Raw genomic sequence first — 23,337 nt, 5'->3', positions numbered from 1 at the left:
CGATACGAGAACGCCATGCACACCTACACATTCCTGCTGATACTGCACGTTGTCGCCGCCATCGCCTTCATCGGCCCGATGATGCTGACGCCGCGCCTGCTGAACCTGATATGCGAGCCTGCCGGCCGCGACACCTTGCATAAGCTCCATCAGCAGATCGCCGTCGCAGGCTGGATACTGCTTGCCGGCGGGCTGGTCCTGCTGTACCAGCAAGAATGGGCCTGGCTGCACATGGGCTGGATGCAGCTGTCCCTCGCGCTTTTTATCGGCGCGCAAGCCATCGACCATTTCTGGGCGGACAAGGTGGAAGAAGAAGTGGAACAGGGATACGCGCAGGCGGGCGCCAGGCTGAAAACCTGGCTGTGCATCAAGCTGGCCGTGTTTGTAAGCATCTGCGCGCTCATGATCGCCAAGCCCGCCCTGTTTTCCTGAGCGGGCTGGCCCGCGCTACGCCAGATTGTCGAGCATGTAATGGAAAGCGGCCAGCGGATCGGTCGATGGCCCCAGGGCCCAGCCGATAAAGCTGGCGCCTTCCAGAGCGCTGAGCAGCATGAAGGCGTAATCCTTCGGCGCTTTCCGCAAGGTCCAGCCATGCAGCTGCGCCGCCTGCACGAGATTGCTTTCCATCCAGTCCAGCTGCTGCGCCATCAGCTGCCTACCCAGGGCCTGCAGCGATTCGGGCAGCGCCGCCATTTCGGCCGCGAGCGCGCCGCACAGCGGCAGCAAATGGTCGTTGGCGCTGGCCAGGAACAGCCCGCCGAATTCACGCAGGCGTTCGACCGGATCGGCATGCGCCGCATCGATCGCCTGCAGCTTCGCGGTAAAGACCTCGATATATTGCGTGATCAAGGCCACGCCGAGGTTTTCCTTGGTGGGGAAATGATGGTGGATACTGGCCTTGCGTATGCCGATTTCTTCCGACAAATCGGCATAACTGAAAGCGGCGTAGCCTTTCGAACGCAGGTGGATCTCTGCACTTTTCAAAAGGGCGTCGCGGGTACTCACTGACATGACAGGCTCCTGCATCAACGGCCATGCCGGCCATTGATGGATTAAATTCAACAAGGGGCAATTATGCCTGAAGTCGCCGCGGCCAGGGCTTGGGGCATGCGCATGAAAAAAGCCGGCCCTTTCACGAGGAAAGGGCCGGCCTGGATACATCAGCCGCCGTGTCGGATTACGCTTGCGCTAATCCGACCTACGTACCACGGCAAAGGAATTACTTCGCCGAATTGAGCAGCAATTCGTTGAGGCGTTTCACGAAACTGGCCGGGTCGGCCAGCGAGCCGCCTTCGGCCAGCATGGCCTGGTCGAACAGGATGTTGGCCCAATCGCCGAACTTGCCGCCTTCCGCATCTTCATATTTCAGACGCGTCACCAGCGGGTGGTTCGGGTTGATTTCCAAAATCGGCTTCGATTCCGGCGCGCTCTGGCCAGCCGCTTTGAGCATGCGCAGCAGGTTGCCCGACAATTCGTTTTCATCGGCCACCAGGCAGGCTGGCGAATCGGTCAGGCGGAACGTGACGCGCACGTCCTTGGCCTTGTCGGCCAGCACGGTCTTCATCTTGCCAACCAGGTCGGCGTACGAGGTTTCCGTTTCTTCGTGCTCTTTCTTTTCCGCTTCGTCTTCCAGCGCGCCCAGGTCCAGGCCACCCTTGGCGACGGAGACCAGTTCCTTGCCTTCGAAGTCCTGAATAAACGACAGCATCCATTCATCGACACGGTCCGTCAGCAGCAGCACTTCGACGCCCTTCTTGCGGAAGATTTCCAGGTGCGGGCTGTTTTTCGCGGCCGCGTAATTGTCGGCCGTGACGTAATAGATCTTGTCCTGGCCTTCCTTCATGCGCGCCACGTAGTCGGCGAACGAGGTGATTTGCTCGTCGCTGTCGTTGGCGGTCGACGCAAAGCGCAGCAGCTTGGCCAGGCGTTCCTTGTTGGCCGCGTCTTCGCCGATGCCTTCTTTCAGCACCTGGCCGAATTCTTTCCAGAAGACGGCGTATTTGTCCTTCTTGTCCTGCTCGTCCGCGTTCGCCAGTTCTTCCAGCATGCCCAGCACGCGCTTGGTCGAGCCTTCGCGGATGACCTTGACGTCGCGCGACTCCTGCAGGATTTCACGCGACACGTTCAGCGGCAGGTCGGCCGAGTCGATCACCCCGCGCACGAAGCGCAGGTAGGTCGGCATCAGCTGCTCGGCATCGTCCATGATGAAGACGCGCTTGACGTACAGCTTGATGCCGCCGCGCTTGTTGCGGTCCCACATGTCGAACGGCGCCTTGGCCGGGATGTACAGCAGCTGCGTGTATTCGCTGCGGCCTTCCACGCGGTTGTGCGTGTGCGTGAGCGGCGACTGGAAGTCGTGCGACACGTGCTTGTAGAATTCGTCGTACTGTTCCGGCGTGATGTCGGCCTTGTTGCGGGCCCACAGGGCGCTGGCCTGGTTGACGGTTTCGAATTCGTCTTTCAGGACGGTTTCTTTTTTCTCGTCGTCCCACTCTTCTTTCTGCATCACGATCGGCAGCGAGATATGGTCCGAGTATTTGCGGATGATGGACTTGATCTTCCAGCTCGACAGCAGTTCGTCCTCGCCTTCGCGCAGGTGCAGGATGATGTCCGTGCCACGGCCCGTTTTTTCGATGTTCTCGATGCTGTAATCGCCTTCGCCGGCCGATTCCCAGCGCACGCCCTCGGAGGCGTCCGCGCCGGCGCGGCGCGTTTCGACGGTGATCTTGTCGGCGACGATGAAGCCCGAATAGAAGCCCACGCCGAACTGGCCGATCAGGGCCGCGTCCTGCTGCTGGTCGCCCGACAGCTTGCCGAAGAATTCCTTGGTGCCCGACTTGGCGATGGTGCCCAGGTGCGAGATCGCCTCGTCACGGGTCATGCCGATGCCGTTGTCGGAAATGGTGATGGTGCGCGCATCCTTGTCGAAGCTGACCTCGATCTTCAATTCGTGATCGTTGCCATACAGGGCGTCGTTATCGATCGCTTCAAAGCGCAATTTGTCGGCCGCGTCGGACGCGTTCGAAATCAATTCGCGCAGGAAGATTTCCTTGTTCGAGTACAGGGAATGGATCATCAGGTGCAGCATTTGCTTCACTTCGGTCTGAAAACCCAGGGTTTGCTTTTCGGAGACAGCCATTTTTACCTCATAGTCTTGTGGATGGGACGGATTCTACGGAGTTGGGGATGGTACATGCGATTTCAAGAGCACCCGGAAAATGTGCTGTGTTAGCCCAGCGCGCGGGCGAAAAACGCCCACACCCGCTCGTCCTGCACCGTGGCCAGGTTCAGGCGCATGCGGGTCGACGGCAGCTGGCGCGGCGAGAACAGGCTGCCCGGCGCCAGCACCAGCCCCTCGGCCAGCGCCTTTTCGGCCAATACATTCGTGTCGCAGCCCGCATCGGCCCACACGAACATGCCGGCCGGCGCGGGATCGAAGCGCAAGCCCGCCTGTTCGACCTTGCGGTACGTGCCCTCGCGCACCTTGTCGAGCCGCGCGCGCAGGCGCTCCGCATGCTTGCGGTACAGCCCCTGCGAGAGGATTTTATACACGACCCTTTCGCCGATGTCGCTGGTGGTCAGGGTCGCCAGCATCTTGCGGTCGGCCAGGCGCTGCGCCCGCTCATTTGATGTGGCGATGAAGCCCACGCGCAGGTTCGCCGCCAGGCTCTTGGAAAAGCCGCCCAGGTAAATCACGCGGCGCAGCTGGTCCAGCGCGGCCAGGCGCGTGGCCGGCTGCACCGCGCCGCCCGGGTGCATGTCGCAATAGATGTCATCTTCGACGATGAGGAAATCGTGCTGTTCGGCCAGGCGCAGCACCTGGAAAGCCTTGGCCGCCGACAGCGACGTCGAGCTGGGGTTGTGCAGCACCGAGTTGATCACGTACAGCTTGGGACGGTGCAGGGCCGCCAGTTCCGCCAGCACGGCGATATCGGGGCCATCGCCGAGACGCGGGATGCCGATGACATTCACGCCCATGGCGGCAAAGGCGCCGAACATCAGCCAGTACGCGGGGTCGTCGACGAAAATGGTGTCGCCGGGGCGGGCAAACTCGCGCGCCACCAGGTCCAGCGCCTGCATCACGCCCACCGTGGTGACGATCTGCTCGGGCGGGCAGGCGATTTCCAGCCCCGCCAGCTTCAGCTGCAATTGCTGGCGCAGCGGCAAGAAACCCTGCGGCATGCCATAGCCCAGCAGCAAACTGCCGGGCTGGCGGCTGACGTCGCGCAAGGCGCGCGCCACGAGGTCGCCATCGAGCCACTCGGCGGGCAGCATGCCGATGCCGGGCGCGGGAATGGCCGGCGTCTGGCGGAACATATTACGGATCAGCCACACGACGTCCATCGGCTGCGCCGCTGCTTCCTGCGCGCCAGCGGGCGCCGCCGGCGTGTTCAGGGGCGAGCGCTCGCGCACGAAAAAGCCCGCGCCGCGCCGCGATTCCAGGTAGCCGCGCGCCACCAGCTTGTCGTAGCTGGCCACCACCGTGGCGCACGACACGTCCAGGCTGGCCGCGCACTGGCGGATCGACGGCATGCGGGCGCCGCCGCGCAGCAGTTTGTCATCAATGCGCGCCGCCAGCGAACGCGCGATCTGGTCGATCAGGGTTTCGCCCGAGGCGCGCGACAGCAAGGGCAGGGACGGAGAGGCGGGTGTATTGCTCATATGACCATGACAGTATGTGGAATTATGCGTGAAAGTGTATTTGTACTGTATTGCTATTGCACCCTAGGATAGCAGTACCGGGCGCATTCATCCACATCTGCCCGCCTTTATTCCACACCACCCGCACCAGGACAGCCATGCCATCGCACGCCACACCTTCCCCCAGCCATTCCCTGCGCCTCGGCGCCGACCGCAAAGGCCTGCTGCTGGGCTTGATCGCCGTCGCCCTCTTCAGCCTGACCCTGCCCTTTACGCGGCTGGCCGTGGCCGAACTCGATCCCACCTTTGTCGCCCTGGGCCGGGCCTTGGTCGCCGCCTGCCTGGCCGGCCTGTGGCTGTGGCAGCAGCGCGCACCGCTGCCGCGCCGCGAACAATGGCTGCCGCTGGCCCTGGTGTCGCTGGGCTGCGTGGTGGGCTTCCCGTGGCTGACGTCGATCGCCATGCGCAGCCTGCCCGCCTCGCACGGCGCCGTGCTGGTGGGCATTTTGCCGCTGGCCACCGCCGTGTTTGCCGTACTGCGCGGCAAGGAACGCCCCTCGGTCGGCTTCTGGCTGATGGCCCTGCTCGGCACGGCGCTGGTGGTGGCGTTCGCATTGCGCCAGGGCGGCGGCAGCTTCCACGTGGCCGACTGGCTGATCTTTGCCGCCGTGCTGCTGGCCGCACTCGGCTATGCGGAAGGTGGACGCCTGGCGCAAGCCATGCCGGGCCAGCATGTGATTTGCTGGGCGCTGCTGCTGGCCGTGCCTTTTGTCTTGCCCGTGGTCCTGTGGAACGCGTGGCCCCAGCGCGCGCTGATGGCGCAGGCCAGCGGCGCGGCCTGGCTGGGTTTTGCCTACATCTCCGTGTTTTCCATGTTTATCGCCTTCTTTTTCTGGTACCGGGGCATGGCGCTGGGGGGCGTGGCGCGCGTGGGACAGACGCAGCTGCTGCAGCCCTTCCTGACCCTGGTGGGCGCGGCCGTGCTGTTGCACGAGCCATTGACGGGCGAAAGCCTGCTGTTTGCCGGCGCCGTGATCGCCGTGGTGGCCATCGGACGCAAGCTCAAGTAAGGTTTCTTGACGCCCATTTGCAACGCCGTGGCGCGTGCGGATGGGCACAGCGGCGTGCAAGCCGTACAATACCGCAGCACCATGGCGGCGCCTATCCGGCGCCGCTTGCGAACGCACCGCCACAAGCGGGCCAACAAATCCAGCCGGCGCAGCTCGGCATCTTCCGTGAGACTCGTATGAAAATTGAAAATCCGAATCCGATCCAATGGCGCTTTGCCGAACGCGCGGAACAGCTGCAAAGCTCGTTCATCCGCGAAATCCTGAAGATCACGCAGCGTCCCGAGATCATCTCGTTTGCCGGCGGCCTGCCCTCGCCCGCCACCTTCCCCGTGGAAGAAATGAAGACCGCCTTCGACAAGGTCCTGTCGAACAATGGCAAGGTGGCCCTGCAATACGGCCCCACCGACGGCTACCTGCCGCTGCGCCAGTGGATCGCCGACTCGCTCTCCAGTAATGGCAGCACCATCCTGCCCGAGCAAGTGCTGATGACGTCCGGCTCGCAGCAGGCGCTGGACTTGCTGGGCAAGGTCCTGATCGACGAAGGCAGCAAGGTCCTGGTGGAAACCCCCAGCTACCTGGGCGCCCTGCAGGCGTTTTCCGTCTACCGTCCCGAATTCGTTTCCGTCGATACCGATGACGAAGGCCTGGTGCCGGCGTCGATCAACCCCGTCGCCGATGGCGCGCGCCTGCTGTACGCGCTGCCGAACTTCCAGAACCCGACGGGCCGCAGCCTTTCCGTGGCGCGCCGCGTGGAACTGGTGGAAACCTGCGCCCGCCACGGCCTGCCGCTGATCGAGGATGATCCGTACGGCGCCCTCAGCTACAGCGGCGAGCCGTATCCGAAGATGATCAACATGAACCCGGACGGCGTCATCTACATGGGCTCGTTCTCGAAGGTGCTCACGCCCGGCATCCGCCTCGGCTACGTGGTGGCGCCGATGCCGCTCGTGCGCCGTCTGGAACTGGCCAAGCAGGCGGCCGACCTGCACACGTCGCAGCTGACGCAGATGGTCGTGCATGAAGTGATCAAGGATGGCTTCCTGGACCGGCATATTCCCAGCATCCGCAGCCTGTATGGCAACCAGTGCCAGGCCATGCTGTCGGCGCTGGAAGAACACTTTCCGGCCGGCGTCACGTGGACGAAGCCGGAAGGCGGCATGTTCATCTGGGTCACCCTGCCGAAACACATCGACGCGATGAAACTGCTTGACGAAGCCATCGCCAATAAAGTGGCATTCGTGCCGGGCGCGCCGTTCTACGCGAACACGCCGGACACGCACACCCTGCGCCTGTCGTTCGTCACGGTGCCGCCGGAACGCATCCGCGAGGGCATCGCCATCCTGGGCAAACTGATCGCCGCAAAAATGTAATTGCACTCTCCACGCCCCGCCTGACGCGGGGCGTCTCCCCCGCTGCCCCTGCACCAGGGGCACGCGTCTTTTCCGCCTAAAAACCGCTTTCATGATAGCAATTGCGTGTATTTATTTTTAAAAATATCATAAAAATAATACTTTCATTGCTCGTGCAACATCGATTTTTTCACCCAAAAAAATGGCGAGGCGGTATGATTTGACCGCTGTATCAGATTTGAACCCGGTCAGCATCACCGAATATGCAGCAAACGCAGGCAGCGCAGAGTACATCGAGAAGGCCGGAAGCAATGAGTCCAGGCAGTGTGGAGCATTCCCAGCGGTATGAAGCCGCCATTTTGATTGTCGACGATGCGCCGGCCAACCTTGAGCTGCTGCGCAAGCTGATGAGCGAACAGGGTTATCAAACCTATGTCGCCACGTCCGGCGAGCGGGCGCTGGCGATCGCCCAGCGCGCCCAGCCCGACCTGATCCTGCTCGACGTGCTGATGCCGGACATGGACGGCATCGAAACATGCCGCCGCCTCAAGCAGCATCCGCTGACGCAGCGCATCCCCGTCATCTTCATGAGCGCCAAGACGGAAACGGAAGACGTGGTGGCCGGTCTCGACTGCGGCGCCGTCGATTACATCAGCAAGCCGCTGCGCATGGCCGAAGTGTGCGCGCGCGTGCGCGCCCAGCTGAAAATCCGCAGCAATAATGAAACCCAGCAGGAACAGGCCGAGCGCCTGCGCACCATCGTCAACAACATGGCCGAGGGCTTGCTGATCATCGAGGCCGATGGCCGCATCCAGTACACCAACCCGGCCTGCGACCAGTACCTGGGCTACCGCGAAAACGAACTGGCCGGGCGCTTCATCGGCGAGCTGCTCAGCCCCCTCGTGACGCAGGAATACCTCGATTACTTCGCCATGCACGCAGCCAATCCGGAAAAAGCGCACAACCACGGCACGCGCGAAGTGGCGATCCGCCACCGCAACGGCGCGGCGCTGAGCATGGACCTGACCCTCACGCCCATGTATCTGCGCCAGCCCCTGTATATCGGCCTGCTGCACGACATCACGCACCACAAGCAGTCGGAAGACGCGCTGCAGCGCGCCGCCTATCTCGACCCGCTGACGCAGATCGCCAACCGCCGGCATTTCGACAGTTTCCTGGAAAAAGAGTGGCAGCGCGCCGTGCGCGGCGGCGGTGCCCTGTCGCTGGTGGTGCTCGACGTCGACCACTTCAAGCTGTACAACGACAGCCTGGGCCACCCGGCCGGCGACATCTGCCTGCAGCAAGTGGCGCAAGCGATCGCCGCCCACGCCAGCCGCTCCGGCGACCTGGCGGCCCGCTACGGCGGCGAGGAATTCGTGCTGCTGTTCGCCGACACGGATGCCGACAGCGCCCTGCACCTGGCCGAGGCCATCCGCGCCGGCATCGAGGCGCTGCAACTGCCGCACCCGCGCTCAAGCACTTCCCCATGGATCACCGTCAGCATCGGCGTGGCCACCATCCGCCCGCACCAGCTGGACGACCGCGAAGCCCTGTTCGTCGCCGCCGACCGCGCCCTGTACGTGGCCAAGGAAGCGGGCCGCAACCAGGTCCGCGCCACGCACTCGGGCAGCACGGCCTGGGAAACGGTCAAGGCGTTGGTGTTACGTTGACGTTTGAAGGAAGTCTAACTGAACATGCAGCGAACAAAGAGTAGGCCCAAGTCACAAAAAAAGGCACTCCGGGCCAAGCGAGCCTGAAAAATGTCGAGGGCAAGGCGCAGCGACGCAGACAGTACGCAAGTACGGCAAGGAAGCTGCAACGCCGCCATCGGCATTTTGTCAGGCCCGCGTCTCCGGCCCGCCATTCTTAAAACTGGTCAAAACTTACGCGACACGCTCAACTTCGCATTCCTCCCCACGCCGGTAACCGCTTCGCTCAAATAGGGCATGTAATTGCGGTTGAAGACATTATCAACCGTCAGCCGCACCTCCGTGCCGCGCCACATGCCTTGCCGGCCATTCCACGACGCAAACACGGTATGCAGCGCATAGCCTTTCGATGGCGGCAGGCGGTACACATTCCCCACCGGCAAGACGCGCTCCTGCTTCGCCACGAAGCGGCCCTGCCAGCCGATGCTGGCGCCCAGGTCGGGCATGCGCCAGCCCAGGCCCGCCATCAATTTATCGGGCGCGATGGTCGACACGGCTTCGTCCTGGCCCCACGGGTCGCGCTGGGAACCGGTGCGCGTGCCGCGCTGCTTCGACAGCGACGCGCTGGCAAACAGGCGCGGCGAATTGTAGTAAGACTCGACCTCCACGCCCTGCGTGCGGAAACCGGCCAGGTTGCGGTAGGACGACAGGGCCGGCGGCACCTTGCCCGATCCCGGCACATAGCCTTCGATCAGGATACCCAGGCGGGGGCCGATATTGTCGCTGACGCGGTTCTGGTACGCCGTCAGGCGCAACTGCACGTCGTCGCGTTCCATGAACACGTTTTGCCGGTGCAGCATGACGCCCGTGCGCACGGCCGTCACGCGCTCGACGGCCAGGTCGCGGCTGGTACCCGGCGTCGATGAACCCTGCCTGGCCGATACATAGTATTCATTCGAATACATCTCGTCGATCGTCGGCGCGCGCCAGCTGCGGCTCAAGTCGCCGAACAAGGCCAGCGTGCTGGACGCCTTCCAGAACAGGCCCAGGCGGGGCGACCAGTCTTCGTGCGCCTTTTCGCTGAAGTCGTGGCCAGCCGCCGCCAGCGTGCTGTTGTAGCGCGATGCCTTGTTCGGCACGCCCTCGGAAACGACTCTGTCGTGGCGCAGGGCCGCCGTCACCGTCACGTCGCCATACGTCATCGCATCCTGCAGATACAGGCCCGTGGTTTCCTGGCGCCCGGCCGGCATGTAGTAGGGCTGGAAGTAGCCATAGTTGTAGCTGGGGTCCTTCAGCGCCGTCGACGACGGGTAGTACATCAGAGTGTCGCGCACGTTCTTGTGCCATTGCAGGCCCGTCAGCAGCACGTGCGACACGGCGCCCGTGCTAAACACGCTTTCGTTGCGCACCTCGGCGATGCGGTCCACGTACGAAGCCCAGCTCTCGTTGCCCAGTGACCCCAGGTAGGAACCGAGCGAAGCGGACGGCAAACGCTTGTCATGCTGGTCCGTGTGCGAATAGCCGGCGCTGGCCGTCAGCTTGATCCATCGGTTGTTCTGCGGCGCGTACTGCCACTTCACGGAATAGGTATCGTCGTCCTGGTCGCGGTACACGGCCTTGCGCTGCCACGCCTCTTCCAGTCCATATTTTTTGATTTCCGCCTCGGTCGGCGTGGGCACGTCCTCGCCCATGGCGGCGAACGGGCCCCAGCCCGAACTGCCGCTCTTCATCGCCGTCAGGGTCAAGAGCTGCTCCGGCGTCAGCCGGATATTCAGCTTGGCCAGGCTCGATGGCGCATCGATGGCGGAAAAGCGGAATGGCTTGCCATCGGGCTTGCGCAAATCGTCGGACTTGCGCTGCGTGGTGAAGGCCATCGCATCGAAACGGCCATCTTCCGTGCGGCCATAGACGGCCACGGTGGCATCGTTTTCTCCATTGTTCGAGTGACGCGAGTACTTGAGCATGGCGCCCGCTTTCTCGCCGTCTTCCAGCAAGTCCTGCGCATCCTTGGTCTCGACCGTGATGACGCCGCCGAAACCGCCATTGCCATACAAGCTCGTATGCGCACCCTTGTTCACTTCGATCTGCTTGATCAGTTCCGGCTCGATGAAGATGGAACCCTGGCGGTATTTCTCGAAGCCCTTGGGCACGCCATCGAGGATGACTTTCACGTCCTGCACTTTATTGAAGCCCCAGATATTGAGGCTCTGGCCGCTGGGACGGGCCGTGCCGGCCAGGTCCACGCCGGGCAAGGTGTCGAGCAGGGACGCGACATTGTCGGCCTGCTGGCGTTCGATGTCGGCGCTGTTGATATACGAGCGTCCGGCCGTGCCGGCGCTGATGGCGTCGCCGAACACGCTGATGGCCGGCATCTGCACGGCGTCGGCCTTCTCGGCCTTGTCGGCCATCGCCGCCGCCCACGCGTGGCCGTGCGCGCCGCCCAATGCCAGCGCCAGCGCGGCCGCCAGCGGGGTCAATCGTTGTTTGCTGCTGCTCTTCATCGCTATCCTTGCCTGGGTTTGCTTGCTGCTCGATGCTTGTGGAATGAAAAAATGCAGGGGCAGAGGACAGCGGTGCACGATCAAGCGGCGGCGTTGAAGGAAGCGTTGCGGCGAACTCTGCCCGCGCGGACACGCCGCCGGCGCATGGCCGGCGGCGCACTGCAGTCACCGGATAAGTTGCCTTAGTGAAATGCGGAACACATCATATACTGGATGCGAATGATTCGCAATACGATTTAATGGCCAGCTATTCCGGATAGCCGGTGATGTCGGCAATCTCGCGGTACAGGGGCTGCAGCCGCGCATACATCTTCTGGTACACGCGCCGGTACAGCTGCTCGTAGATCTTGCGGTGCTCGGGATGGGGCTGGAATACCTTGCCCTTGCGCGTCATCGCCAGCACGGCGGCGGGGAAATCCGCATGCCAGCCCAGGCCCACGCCAGCGGCGATGGCCGCGCCCAGGCCCGAACTTTCATACACGTGGGCGCGCGCGGCCGGCAAGCCGAAGATGTCGGCCGTCAACTGCATGGCAGCGTCGCTTTGCGAACCGCCGCCCGCGATGCGCAGCTCGGTGATGGCAATGCCGCTGCGCCGCTCGATGCGCTCCTTGCCTTCGCGCAGCGCATACGCGAGGCCTTCGAGAATGGCGCGGTAGATATGCGCGCGCGTATGCACGTCGCCAAAACCGATCATGGCGCCCTTCGCTTCCGGCCCCGGCACCTTGATGCCGGGACTCCAGTACGGCTGCAGCATCAGGCCCATGGAACCGGGCGGCACGGCGTCGACCAGGCGGTCGAACAGCGCTTCGGCGGACAAGCCCGTGCCATCTTCGGCCGCCGCCGCCCGTTCGCGGTCGCCGAACTGCTCCTTGAACCAGTTGACCATCCAGTAGCCGCGGAAGATCTGCACTTCCGTGCTGTAGGCGCCCGGCATGGCGGCCGGATACGGCGGAATGAATCGCGTCACTTCCACGTACTTGCGGTTGGTCGTGTTGATGGTGGCCGTGGTGCCGTAGCTGAGGCACGCCACGTGCGGTTCGACGCAGCCGGCGCCCAGCACTTCACAGGCCTTGTCGGCGGCCGCCGCCAGCAAGGGCGTGCCTTCCAGGATGCCCGTCGCCGCGGCGGCCGATGCCGTGATGGCGCCCATGCGCGTGCCCGGCGTCACCAGCTCGGGCAGCATGGACGGCTTGATCGCCAGCGCCTGCCACTTCCAGTCGAAGCGCCCGGCCCACGCATGGCGCTTGTAGTCGAACGGGATGTACGCCACTTGCGAGCCCGTCGAATCGATGTATTTTCCGCAGAGGCGGTGGTTCAAAAAGCCCGACAGCAGCAGGAATTTGTGCGTGCGGCGCCAGATGTCGGGCTGGTGCGCGCTGATCCAGTTGATCTCGGCCTCGCGGCGGAAGTACGTGATCGTGCCATCAAGGCGCGTGGCGCGGAAGGCGGCGCGCCACCATGGCGCCAACTGGGGGATGTCGCGCGTGCTGCGTTGGTCCAGCCAGGTGATGGCGGGCCGCAAGGGCTGCCCCTCTTCATCCACGTTGACGACCGTGCCGCGCTGCGTCGTGACGGCCACGCCGGCTACCGACGATTTGACTATGTCCGTGCCGCGCCACAGCTGCTGGCACGCTGCGCACACGGCTTGCCAGTAGCCGTCGGCGTCGTGCTCGGCCCAGCCGGGGTGCTCCGAGTAATACGCTTCGAGGAACACTTGCGCCTTCGCCGCCAGATTGCCATCGCGGTCGAACAGCAGCGCGCGCACGCTTTGCGTGCCATTGTCGATGGCGAGAATGTACGGCCCGGGGCCGGCTGCGCTGGCCATGGCTTATGCCAGGCTGGCCAGCGCGGCGCGCAGCGCCTGCAGCAGCGCCTGCGGATCTTTTTCCGGCCGGGCGCTGAAGACAGGCGCTTCCCAGTCCTGCCCGCGCACTGCCACCACGCGCAAGCGCCCCTGTTCGTTCCACGCCGGATACCAGCCCACGTCGACGATGTCGCCATTCGCGCACGTGATTTGCAGCAGGTCTTCGCCCAGGTCGTCCACGAGGACGTCCACGCTCTGGCGCAAGTCCAGCGGCGACAGGCTGTCATAGGTGATGCGCGCGTCGCCCAGTGCCAGGGGCTGGCCAAACAGGATGGTCTCGATGATGCTCTCCTTATTTTATGGTTGTTTCATTCGCCTTGCGGCACGCTGTAATGGCGGCGCCACAGGGCCAGGTAGCGCTGCTGCTCTTTTTCCCAGCGCGCGTCGTCCCAGCCCAGTTCACGCTGGCAGATGGCGCGCAGGCGCGGCATGATAGCAAGCGCGCCGCCTGCCAGTTGCAAACCGAGGCGCGTGCGCCGCAGCAGCAAGTCGTCCAGGTGCTGCACGTCTTCCGTGCGCGCGCCCCAGCGCAGCTGCGCCCACAGGGTCTGCGTGCCGGGAATCGGTGCCAGCTCGCCGTCCTGCGCCGCATCGCACAGCGCTTGCGCCCCCGCGCCATGACGGCCCAGCAAGCGTTCGCGCTGCTCGCCATCGAGCACCAGGGCCTTGCCCGACAAGGGCGGCGTGGCATCGAAAATCGGCAAGGGCCGCAAATCCGCCTGCCAGCCCGGCAGCAGCGGCGCGGCGCGGCGCAATGCGTCGAGGGCGATCACGCGAAACGTCGTCAGCTTGCCGCCCGCCACCGTCAGCAAGCCGTTTTCCAGCCATAGCGCATGTTCGCGCGCTTCCTTCGACGGGTCAAGCTGGCCGCTGCCGATCACGGGACGCACGCCGGCAAACGTGGCCAGCACATCGCCCTCGCCCAGCGCCAGCTGCGGGAACTGCCACTGCAAGGCGGCCAGCAGATACGCAAGTTCGCCGCGCGTGATGGCCGGCTCCACGTCCAGGCTGGCGCCGTGGTCGACATCGGTGGTGCCCACAAGGGTCACACCCTCCCACGGATACGCAAACACGGGGCGACCATCGTGCGGGTGCATCAGGCTGACGGCTTGCGCCAGCGGCAAACGCCAGGCGGGCAGCAGCAGATGGCTGCCGCGCAGGGGCCGCAGTTTCGGCTTTTCTCCCACTTGCCCCCGCAAGGCGTCGGCCCAGGCGCCCGTGGCGCTGATCACCAGGCGCGCGCGCACGGTGAATGCCCTGCCATCGAGCACATCGGTCAAGCTGGCGCCGGCGACCTTGCCACCGTCGCGCAGCAAGGACGCCACGCCCAGGTAATTGACGGCCACGCCGCCATGGCGGCGCGCTTCCTGCAGCACGCGCAGCACCAGGCGAGCGTCGTCCGTCTTGGCATCCTGGTACAGCATGCCGCCCTGCAGGCCGTCGCGCCGGATGTGCGGCGCCAGCATGGCAAAATCCGCCGCATCAACATAGCGGCGCGTGCGCCGGCCCGCCATCACGTCGTAGATGGCCAGCCCCAGCATGAACTGGCGCCGCCCCGGCTTCCTGCCCGTATAGTCGCCAAAGGCAAATCCTTGCGGCTCGACCAGCCCCGCCGCATCCGTCAGCAAGGCTACCCGCTCGTGCACCGACTCGCGCGTCAGCGCGAACTGGCCCTGTTTCAGGTAGCGCAAGCCTCCATGCACGAGCTTTGATGAGCGGCTCGACGTGCCCCAGGCGAAATCGCGCTGCTCCACCAGCAGCGCCGTCAAACCGCGCCGCGCCGCTTCGAGCAAGATGCCGGCGCCCGTGATGCCGCCGCCGACGATCAGCACGTCCCACTCGCGCGCCAGGATGCCGGGCAAATCCTCCCTGTTCACAATCCGCTTCCCGCGTCAGGCAGCAGTTTGCCCGGGTTCATCATGCCCTGCGGGTCGAACTGGCGCAGCAGCGCGCGCATGGCGGCGATGCCCAGCTCTCCCTTTTCCGCCGCAAGCCACGGCGCGTGGTCCGTGCCCACGCCATGCTGGTGGCTGATGGTGCCGCCGTTGGCGACAATGGCGGCGCCGGCCGCGTCTTTCAGGGCACGCCAGCGCGCCATGTTTTCTTCAAAGGTGGACGCCAGCCGGTATACATAGGTGGTGTAGACGCTGGCGCCCTGCGCATACACGTGCGACAGATGCGTGTACGCGTGCACCTGCTCGCCGTGCGCGGCCAGCGCATTGGCGCCCGCCTGCTCGAGCGCCGCCATCATCGGGGCCACGCGGGGCCAGTCGACGGCCGTCTCCACCGTGTCGATCACATAGCCGTGCTCCCACGCGCCATTGCGCAGGTAGACATTGCGAAAGCGCCCCTGCTTCCACTTGTCGCCCATGTGCCGTCCCACGTGCACGCCCCCGTGCCGCCGCGCCAGCGCCAGGGCGCCGCGCAGGGCCGCGCGGGCCAGTTTTTCCTCTCCGCTGACGCCCAGCATCAGCATGCACTTGCCGTCGCCGCAGCCGCGCAGCGACAAATAACGTTCCAGCAGTCCCACCAGTTTCTTGTGGCCGGCCAGGGTCAGCATGGTTTGCGTTTCCAGGGCATTCGACAGGCGCAGCATGCACAGGGGCAGGCGCGACTGGGCCAGCGCCCGCACGGCCGCCTGCGCCTGGCCCCAGTCCACGAAAAACACGGCGTGAAATGCTTCGTAGGGTGGCAGCGGCGAGACGCGCACCGTCGCCTGTGTCAGGATGCCCAGCCGCCCTTCGGAGCCGAGCACCATTTCGCGCAGGTCGATGCCGGCCGCCGAAGCGGGAAACGTGGGGATGCTCAAGGTGCCGGCCGGCGTTTCCACTTCGCCGCCCGCGAACAGCTGCTCGATGCGGCCGTAGCGCAACGATTGCTGGCCCGACGAGCGCGTGGCGATCCAGCCGCCCAGGGTCGAATACTCGAACGACTGTGGATAGTGGCCCAGCGTGTAGCCATGCGCGCGCAGCTGCGCTTCCAGGTCGGGGCCATACACGCCGGCGCCGAAAGTGGCCAGCTGCGCTTCGCGGTCCAGGTGGCCCAGCGCGCACAGGCGCGCGAGGCTGACCGACAGCACGGGGCGCGGTCCCGCCGCTACCGTCAAATGCCCGGCCACGCTGGTGCCGCCGCCGTGCGGGATGACGGCCACGCAGGCCTGGCGCGCATACGCGAGCAGCTGGCGCACCTGCAGCGCGCTGTCGGGAAAGGCCACGCCATCGGGCACCGCGCCGATGCGGCCATGGCGCAATTTGAACCAGTCGGGCAGGCTTTGGCCGAGCGCATGGCGCACGCGCGTGGCAGGCTGGGTGTCGATCAGCGGATGCGGCGCCAGGCGCGAAACCGGTACTTGCGCGCAGGCGTCGTCGAAGGTGGCATCGACGATGCCGCTGCCCGGCCCCAGGCGCTCGCGCAGGAATGCCAGCGCGTCCCCGCTCAGCGCATACGTGATGCTCTCGTCTCCCCAGCCATTCCAGCGTTGCATCGACATCCCCTGTATTCGGCCAGTTGCGCGCCACGGCGGCTTGCTATACTGTGCTTGCCTGATTTTCTTGCTAGATCAATAGCATATGCCGCCACAGACGAAGGGTATTGGTTTTTCATGACAATCGCATTGTTCCATCATGACAAGCACTGAAGGCCGGGTCGCCGGCGCCTATCTGCTGCCGCTGCTCGAAGCGGCCGGCGCGCACGGCATCGCAGCAGCCACTCTGGCGCAAGCGGCCGGCGTGGCGCCGCACAGCCTGGAAGCGTCCGCACCCAACCTGGCCGCGCGCGACTATGTGCGCCTGCTCGATGCGGGCGCGATGCTGGCGGGCGATGCGCATTTCGGCCTGCACGTGGGCCAGCGGGTGCGCATGGGCACGTACAGCGCATATGGCTTGATCTTACTCAGTTGCAGCAACGTGGGCCAGGTGCTGGAACAGACGGCCCGCTATGAACGGCTGGCGCACGACCTGGGCCAGTCGGCCCTGCAGCGCGATGGCGCCGTCGCACATTACCGCTGGACCAGCAACTACCCGGGCGCCAGCCGGCACCTGGTCGACAGCGTCTTTGCCGGCATCCGTGTCAGCGGCGACTGGCTGGCCGGCATGCCGCTGCCGCCGGCCCGGCTGGCATTCACCCACGATGGCGGCGGCGACCTGCTGCGCCACGCGGCCCACCGCGACGAATACGTGCGCGTGCTGGGCAGCCTGCCCGCCTTTGGCGCGGGTGCCAACACGGCCACTTTCGACGCGCAATTGCTGGACTGGCCAGTGCCGAACGCCGACGTCAGCCTCTACCCCGTGCTGTGCCAGCATGCGGAACAATTGCTGGCGCAGCGCGAGGCTGAAACGGACACTGGCGGCGCCATCGATGCGCAAGTGCACGCGGCCATCGTGGCAGGCTTGCGCCAGGGTTCTGCGCGGCTGGCCACCGTTGCCGCCAGCCTGGCCGTGACGCCACGCACCTTGCAGCGCAAGCTGGCCGACGCGGGCACCAGCTTCCAGGCCCTGCTGGACCAGGCCAGGTACGGCCTGGCACGCGACTATCTGCGCGAGCCGCATTTGTCGCTGGTCGACATCGCCTTCCTGCTCGGCTACCAGGAACAAAGCGCGTTCAACCACGCGTTTCGCACGTGGGCGGGCACCAATCCCGGCGCCTGGCGGCTACAGGAAATCCTTGACAGGCAGCAAGCCTCATAGACGTGCGCGGGGCATGCACGCCCCGTTTTCTCGCTATACTGGCAAAGTCAGGTTTTCCACGATCACTCCAACCCGCAATGCAAAGGATTAATATGCAACTCAAAGACAAAGTCGCACTGATTACCGGCGCCGCCAGTGGCATCGGCAAGGAAATGGCCATCGAATACGCAAAACAGGGCGCCAAGGTCGTCATCGCCGACCTGGTCCTGGAAGCGGCCAGCAAGACGGCCGAGGAAATCAAGCAGTCGGGCGGCCAGGCGTTTGCCGTCGCCATGGATGTCTCGAGCGAAGAACAGGTCGACAAGGGCGTGGCCGATGCCGTGGCCCACTTCGGCGGCATCGATATCCTGATCAGCAATGCGGGCATCCAGATCATCAGCCCCGTCGTCGACTATCCGTTCGAGCAATGGAAAAAGATGCTGGCCATTCACATGGACGGCGCCTTCCTCACCACGCGCGCCTGCATGCGCGAAATGATCAAGGCGGGCCGCGGCGGCGCCATCATCTACATGGGTTCCGTGCACTCGCACGAAGGCTCGCCGTTCAAGAGCGCCTACGTGGCCGCCAAGCACGGCTTGCTGGGCCTGGCCAAGGTGGTGGCCAAGGAAGGCGCGAAAGACGGCATCCGCGCCAACGTCATCTGCCCGGGCTTCGTGCGTACGCCGCTGGTCGACAAGCAAATCCCCGAACAGGCGGCCCAGCTGAATATCAGCGAAGAAGACGTGATCAAGAAAGTGATGCTGAAAGACACCATCGACGGCGAATTCACCACCACGCAAGACGTGGCGCAAACTGCCGTCTTCCTGGCGGCGTTCCCGTCGACGGCACTGAGCGGCCAATCGATTGTGGTCAGCCACGGCTGGCATATGCAGTAAACACGCAGCGTCTCCGGCAGGCGGCGCCGTCCGCCTGCATCACCGCATCTGAAGGTTCCCAATTGCAAGACAACACTTACCGCCACCCAAACGCGGGCTGGCCGGGGCGGCTCTTTGCCGCGCTCGCCAATTGCACGCGCTTAGCCAAGGTGCGCCAGGCCGTCATGTCGCGCCTGCCCTTCCTCACTTTGCACAGCGACGTGCGCGACGTCGTCTACGTGAGCTGGCTGGTCGACGCAGAGGCCGCACAGCGGCTGCTGCCTGCGGGCGTGACCCTGTGGCAGCGCGGCGGCAAGACGCCATTCACGGTGCTGACCTACCGCCACGGGCATTTCGGCCCGGCCCTGCTCGGTCCCTTACGCAAGCTGCTGCCGTCTCCGCTGCAAAGCAACTGGCGCTTGTACCTGGACCACACGCCGCCGGGGGCGCCCGCCGTGCCCTGCGTGTATTTTCTGAAAAACATCATGGACAGCCTGCCGCACGCGCTGGGGACGCGGCTGTTCAGCGACATCCTTCCGACGCACCTGGCCGCCGGCATGACGCATGAGGTCACGGCCACGCAGGCCCGCTGCACCATTGCCAGCGGCGCCGGCAGCGCCCCGCTGCTCGATGTGCAGGCGGACATCATGGCGGAGCATGGCCTCGATGCCGGCTGGCAGCAGCTGTTCGGCAACTGGCACGACGCCGTCGCCTTTCTCGCCTGCCAGGATGCGGCCATCGCCCACGTGCCGCGCAACGGCAAGCTCGTCTTTGGCGAAATCGACTTGCCCGTCGATGTGGGTCAAGTGCAAGCGCTGACGGCCTTGCGCGCCGACTGCGGCTTGCTGGGGCAGTTGCCGCCCCTGTCAGCACCATTTGCCTTTGTCGTACCCGAGGTTGCCTTCAAGGCGCTGTCAGAGCGCCTGCTGTAGCGCGGCGGCGCTCGGGTGGGCGTACAGGCGCGGCCTGGCCGCCGCGCCGCCGTTCCAGCTTGAACAGGGCCATCGCCTGCTCCAGCTGCAAGGTCTGGTCTTGCAGCGACGCCGAGGCGGCCGCCGATTCCTCGACCAGCGCCGCGTTCTGCTGCGTCACTTCATCCATCTGCGTGACGGCCATGTTGACCTGGCCGATGCCGTGGCTTTGCTCGCGCGAAGCCGAGGCGATCTCTTCCATGATGCCGTGCACGCCCTGCACGGCGCCCAGCATCTCGGCGCTGCTGGCGCCTGCCTGCTGCGCCAGCTTCGCGCCCGCCTGCACCTGCGCCAAAGACGCCGTGATCAATTGCTTGATTTCCGTGGCCGCCGCCGCGCTGCGATGGGCCAGGCTGCGCACTTCGCCGGCCACGACGGCAAAGCCGCGACCCTGGTCGCCCGCGCGCGCCGCTTCCACGGCCGCGTTCAGGGCGAGGATATTCGTCTGGAAGGCGATGCCTTCGATAATGCCCGTAATGTCGCCGATCTTCTTCGATGACGCGTTAATGTCCGCCATCATGCTCACCATCTGGCCGACGAGTTCGCCGCCGCGCCCGGCCAGGCCGTGGACTTTGCCCGCCATGTCGCTCGCCTGCACGGCGTTGCCGCTGTTTTGCTGCACCGTGGCTGCCAGTTGCTCCATGCTCGACGCCGTCTGCTGCAGGGCCGACGCCTGCGCTTCCGTGCGACCCGACAAGTCCATATTGCCGGCGGCGATTTCCTGGCTGGCCATGCTGATGCGCAGGAAATTGCCGCGCACGTCGCCGACGATGGAATGCAAATTCACGCGCAGCTGGCGCAAGGAACGCAGCAGCTGCCCCATCTCGTCGCGCCGCGTGGTGTCGAGTTCCCCCGTCAGGTCGCCGCCCGCCATCACGTCGCAGGCCTGGCGCGCCTGCTGCAACGGTTGCAGCACGGCGCGGTGCAGGCTGTGCCAGAAATACAGGGTCGCGCCCAAGGCCAGCACGGATAGGCCCGTCAGCCAGCCGCCCGCGCCGGCCGGCAGCACGCCCGTATTCCACGCCAGTTGCAGCAACAATACCAGGCTCAGCAAGCCCAGATTCCAGCCGATGCGCTTGCCCAGCGGCAGGTCGCGCAAGCTCGCCAGCCTGGCCAGCCAGCCCGTGCGCACGGCCGCGCCCTGGCTGATGACGATGCCATCGGCCTGCCCCGCCTTGATGCGCGCGTACAGGGCGGATGCCTGCGCCACCTGCTGGCGCGTGGGCTTGGTGCGCACGGACATGTAGCCGACGGCCACGCCATCCTCGACCACGGGCGTGACGTTCGCGAGCACCCAGTAGTAATCGCCATTCTTGCAGCGGTTTTTCACCATGCCGCTCCACGAACGGCCCGAGCGGATGGTGGCCCAGAAATCGGCAAACGCCTCGACCGGCATGTCCGGATGCCGAAGGATGTTTTGCGGAGCACCGATCAATTCTTCCGCGCTGTAACCGCTGACGGCGATGAAATACGGGTTGGCATAGGTGATATTGCCTTGCAAGTCGGTAGTCGAGACGATGGTCTCGGTATCGCTCAAATTGATTTCGGTATCGCTGACGGGAAGATTGAGTCGCATGGTCGGATCCTTGGCTGTAGCCCTTGCTGGCACGGGGGAACGGTCAAATGCGGCACGGCAGCAAGCCGGCTGCAATCTGCACCGATACATTAATTTTAATATTTAATTATTAATTTAAATCGGCAATTTTCACGGAGGAGATTGCCTTGTGGATCTGCAAATATTGCAGACGGCGGCGTGGCCGCGGGGAATGGCAGGAATGATGCCGGAACAGCGTGGCTGTCCCGGCAGAAAAACGTTTAACGGGGCACGTAGCGCCAGTTGCCGCTCTCGAGCATGAACGTCAGTTCCGTCTTGATGGCTTCCGAACGGCTCGGCACGCTCAATTCCGTATCGCATGCTAGGTAGCCCGTCTTGCGCTTGACGTCGCATTCGTTGACGGCCTTGACCTGCATTGTGCTTTGCGCTTCCTGCATCTGCACGTCCTTGGCCGCTTCCGGATTGCGCGCCACTTCTTCCTTGGCCCACGCGCGTATCATCGTTTGCGCCTCGGCCGGCGACGGTCCTGCGAACTTGGCGTTCTTGCGTTCGACGCCGACCCAGGTATCGCCCTCTTTCCGCAAGGGCAGGACATTAAAACCATCGCGCATGCCGGCGCTCATGCCCACCAGGCACACCACTTCGCCCGGCACTTCCTGCGAGTCCTGGCAGCCGGCCAGGCTGGTGACCTTGATGACGAACGGCATGCTTGACTGCGTCTTCGCTTGTGTCTTGGCCACGCCTGCCTGCACGGCAGCGTGGATTTGCTCGAGCGTGGGCATGGTGGCGGCATGGGCCGGCAGGGCGGCGAACAGGGCGGCGGCGGTCAGGGCGATGGAAGTCAGGCGCATGAGTATCAAAAGTAGTGATCAAAGGCCGGCAGTCTAGCACTTTGCATAAAAACAGCTGTTTCTATAGGGAATTATCCACGACATCGGGCGCGAGAAAGGCGCCGCCCGCGTCCGCCTGTCCGCGCAGGCGTAAGCCGATGGCCCGCAACATTTCGACCAGTTCGCGCAAGCGCAAGCCCTCGTCCGTCAGCCGGTATTCCACCTTGACGGGTACTTCCGCGTAGATCGTGCGCGTCAACAAGCCCGCTTCTTCCAGCGCGCGCAAGTCCAGGGTCAGCATGCGCTGCGAGATATTCGGCACGGCGCGGCGGATTTCGCTGAAGCGCTTAGGCCCCGCCATCAGATAGCTGAGCAGCACCACCCGCCAGCGCCCGCCCAGCAAGCGCATGGCCTCTTCCACGGCGCAGCCGGAGACATTGTCTTTCATGCTTCGCTTCCCACTTGGTATAAAAAATGTACCTATACCACATTATTCTGTCTTCTTCCAAATAGTAACCATCGCGATTAGACTGCCCTTCCCTCACCCAACTTGGAGTCTTGACTTGGAAACCACCCTGATCTACAGCGTGCCGTTCGGCTGCTCGTTTGCCGCCATCGCCGCCCTCGAATGGAGCGGCCTGCCGTATCGTCTGGCTCGCGTGGAAGCACGCGACCCGGCCAGCAAGCAGCATCCGGCCTTTCTCGCCATCAATCCCCTGAGCCAGACGCCGGCCCTGCTCACGCACACGGGCATGCCGCTGCTGGAAAGCATGGCGATCCTGCTGCACCTGGCCGCTCGTGCGCCAAGCAGCAACCTGGGCTTTGCACAAGGCACGCCAGACTACGACCGCCTGAACAGCGTGCTGTCCTTTTTGCACACGACGTTTCACGCGGCCTTCATGCCCGCCTTCCAGGCCTCGCGCGCGCCCGCCAGCGATGCGCGCGCGGCCATCTGGCGCGAGATGGCCGTCGAGAAGGTGAACAAGAGCCTGGCCCACCTGGAGCGCCTGCTCGAGGGCCGCGCATGGCTCGCCTCCGATGCCGCACCGACCATCGCCGACGCCTACCTGGCCGCCACGGCGCGCTGGGCCGAACCGCTGCAGCTGGCCAGCCTGGCCGATTACCCGAACACGGCGCGCGTATTGGCCGCGCTGGAACAAGACCCCGGCATCCGCTTTGCCCACGCCATCGAAGACGGCTTGCCGGCCACCAGCCGGGGCGGTTTCCTGGGCCACGTGGCGCTCGACCAACTGGCAGCAAAGGCCGGCTAACCGGCGGTCAACTCCCGCAGCAGACGCGTCTTTATTGCTATGATGTCGGGTTGCCGGCGGTACAGCCGGCCACGTCAATACCATATCGATAACGTCG

Annotated in this window: 19 protein-coding genes; 8 read left to right on the top strand and 11 right to left on the bottom strand. The window is 64.6% G+C overall.

From position 1 onward, the window contains the following. Nucleotides 1–15 precede the first annotated feature (15 nt). Entirely contained in the window at nt 16–432 is a 417-nt protein-coding gene (locus MRBLMS1_RS11220) for a hypothetical protein (RefSeq protein ID WP_485879461.1), read from the top strand. Nucleotides 433–447: 15 nt separating this feature from the next. On the opposite strand, the gene MRBLMS1_RS11215 is transcribed toward MRBLMS1_RS11220, so the two are convergent. From MRBLMS1_RS11215 to MRBLMS1_RS11205, 3 genes are all read right to left on the bottom strand, one after another. Continuing rightward, a complete protein-coding gene (locus MRBLMS1_RS11215) occupies nt 448–1,011 on the bottom strand; it encodes a TetR/AcrR family transcriptional regulator (RefSeq protein ID WP_485879460.1) in 564 nt (187 codons plus the stop codon). Between the two features lie 208 nt (nt 1,012–1,219). After that, the gene (gene htpG / locus MRBLMS1_RS11210) at nt 1,220–3,139 is read right to left on the bottom strand and encodes a molecular chaperone HtpG (RefSeq protein WP_485879459.1); all 1,920 of its coding nucleotides are present in this window, start codon (nt 3,137–3,139) and stop codon (nt 1,220–1,222) included. An 89-nt stretch (nt 3,140–3,228) separates the two neighbouring features. Further along, nucleotides 3,229–4,662: an aminotransferase-like domain-containing protein gene (locus tag MRBLMS1_RS11205; RefSeq protein ID WP_485879458.1), complete on the bottom strand. Its 1,434-nt coding sequence runs from the start codon at nt 4,660–4,662 to the stop codon at nt 3,229–3,231. 137 nt (nt 4,663–4,799) lie between these two features. Between MRBLMS1_RS11205 and MRBLMS1_RS11200 the strand changes: the two genes are divergently transcribed. The 3 genes from MRBLMS1_RS11200 (at nt 4,800) to MRBLMS1_RS11190 (ending at nt 8,730) form a co-directional block, all read left to right on the top strand. Beyond that, nucleotides 4,800–5,711: a DMT family transporter gene (locus MRBLMS1_RS11200; RefSeq protein WP_485879457.1), complete on the top strand. Its 912-nt coding sequence runs from the start codon at nt 4,800–4,802 to the stop codon at nt 5,709–5,711. Between the two features lie 176 nt (nt 5,712–5,887). After that, complete coding sequence (locus MRBLMS1_RS11195; RefSeq protein ID WP_128139910.1) at nt 5,888–7,081, top strand: aminotransferase-like domain-containing protein; 1,194 nt, start codon at nt 5,888–5,890, stop codon at nt 7,079–7,081. A gap of 290 nt (nt 7,082–7,371) precedes the next feature. Continuing rightward, nucleotides 7,372–8,730 (top strand): diguanylate cyclase domain-containing protein, encoded by a 1,359-nt coding sequence (locus MRBLMS1_RS11190; RefSeq protein ID WP_485879456.1) that lies wholly within the window; start codon nt 7,372–7,374, stop codon nt 8,728–8,730. 206 nt (nt 8,731–8,936) lie between these two features. On the opposite strand, the gene MRBLMS1_RS11185 is transcribed toward MRBLMS1_RS11190, so the two are convergent. From MRBLMS1_RS11185 to MRBLMS1_RS11165, 5 genes are all read right to left on the bottom strand, one after another. Next, complete coding sequence (locus MRBLMS1_RS11185) at nt 8,937–11,210, bottom strand: TonB-dependent hemoglobin/transferrin/lactoferrin family receptor (protein ID WP_485879455.1); 2,274 nt, start codon at nt 11,208–11,210, stop codon at nt 8,937–8,939. A 247-nt stretch (nt 11,211–11,457) separates the two neighbouring features. Continuing rightward, nucleotides 11,458–13,035 (bottom strand): FGGY-family carbohydrate kinase, encoded by a 1,578-nt coding sequence (locus MRBLMS1_RS11180; protein WP_485879454.1) that lies wholly within the window; start codon nt 13,033–13,035, stop codon nt 11,458–11,460. 3 nt (nt 13,036–13,038) lie between these two features. Beyond that, the gene (locus MRBLMS1_RS11175; RefSeq protein ID WP_485879453.1) at nt 13,039–13,266 is read right to left on the bottom strand and encodes a hypothetical protein; all 228 of its coding nucleotides are present in this window, start codon (nt 13,264–13,266) and stop codon (nt 13,039–13,041) included. Between the two features lie 116 nt (nt 13,267–13,382). Next, the gene (locus MRBLMS1_RS11170) at nt 13,383–14,951 is read right to left on the bottom strand and encodes a glycerol-3-phosphate dehydrogenase/oxidase (protein ID WP_485879452.1); all 1,569 of its coding nucleotides are present in this window, start codon (nt 14,949–14,951) and stop codon (nt 13,383–13,385) included. Next, on the bottom strand, nt 14,948–16,558 hold the full coding sequence (locus MRBLMS1_RS11165; protein ID WP_485879451.1) for an FAD-binding oxidoreductase: 1,611 nt from the start codon (nt 16,556–16,558) through the stop codon (nt 14,948–14,950). The genes MRBLMS1_RS11170 and MRBLMS1_RS11165 overlap by 4 nt, the downstream gene beginning before the upstream one ends. A gap of 139 nt (nt 16,559–16,697) precedes the next feature. On the opposite strand from MRBLMS1_RS11165, the gene MRBLMS1_RS11160 reads away from it, so the two are divergent. The 3 genes from MRBLMS1_RS11160 to MRBLMS1_RS11150 all read left to right on the top strand — a co-directional run bounded on the left by MRBLMS1_RS11160 (nt 16,698) and on the right by MRBLMS1_RS11150 (nt 19,545). Next, on the top strand, nt 16,698–17,759 hold the full coding sequence (locus MRBLMS1_RS11160) for an AraC family transcriptional regulator (protein WP_485879450.1): 1,062 nt from the start codon (nt 16,698–16,700) through the stop codon (nt 17,757–17,759). Nucleotides 17,760–17,851: 92 nt separating this feature from the next. Beyond that, on the top strand, nt 17,852–18,634 hold the full coding sequence (locus MRBLMS1_RS11155) for a 3-hydroxybutyrate dehydrogenase (RefSeq protein WP_070306111.1): 783 nt from the start codon (nt 17,852–17,854) through the stop codon (nt 18,632–18,634). 62 nt (nt 18,635–18,696) lie between these two features. Further along, a complete protein-coding gene (locus tag MRBLMS1_RS11150; RefSeq protein ID WP_485879449.1) occupies nt 18,697–19,545 on the top strand; it encodes a DUF2071 domain-containing protein in 849 nt (282 codons plus the stop codon). Here MRBLMS1_RS11150 and MRBLMS1_RS11145 read toward each other — a convergent pair. The 3 genes from MRBLMS1_RS11145 to MRBLMS1_RS11135 all read right to left on the bottom strand — a co-directional run bounded on the left by MRBLMS1_RS11145 (nt 19,517) and on the right by MRBLMS1_RS11135 (nt 22,417). After that, a complete protein-coding gene (locus tag MRBLMS1_RS11145; RefSeq protein ID WP_485879448.1) occupies nt 19,517–21,160 on the bottom strand; it encodes a methyl-accepting chemotaxis protein in 1,644 nt (547 codons plus the stop codon). The two genes, MRBLMS1_RS11150 and MRBLMS1_RS11145, sit on opposite strands and share 29 nt — an antisense overlap. A gap of 239 nt (nt 21,161–21,399) precedes the next feature. Next, nucleotides 21,400–21,990: a hypothetical protein gene (locus MRBLMS1_RS11140; RefSeq protein WP_485879447.1), complete on the bottom strand. Its 591-nt coding sequence runs from the start codon at nt 21,988–21,990 to the stop codon at nt 21,400–21,402. A 61-nt stretch (nt 21,991–22,051) separates the two neighbouring features. After that, nucleotides 22,052–22,417 (bottom strand): winged helix-turn-helix transcriptional regulator, encoded by a 366-nt coding sequence (locus MRBLMS1_RS11135; RefSeq protein WP_436481695.1) that lies wholly within the window; start codon nt 22,415–22,417, stop codon nt 22,052–22,054. Between the two features lie 115 nt (nt 22,418–22,532). Here MRBLMS1_RS11135 and MRBLMS1_RS11130 point away from each other — a divergent pair, with 115 nt between their 5' ends. Continuing rightward, complete coding sequence (locus tag MRBLMS1_RS11130; RefSeq protein ID WP_485879446.1) at nt 22,533–23,240, top strand: glutathione S-transferase family protein; 708 nt, start codon at nt 22,533–22,535, stop codon at nt 23,238–23,240. The last annotated feature ends 97 nt before the right edge of the window (nt 23,241–23,337 follow it).

Source organism: Massilia sp. LMS1-1-1.1, from assembly GCF_040815535.1.
Lineage (GTDB): Bacteria > Pseudomonadota > Gammaproteobacteria > Burkholderiales > Burkholderiaceae_D > Janthinobacterium > Janthinobacterium aestuarii.
The sequence above is the reverse complement of the archived record's forward strand: the minus strand, read 5'-3'. Positions and strand labels throughout refer to the sequence as shown.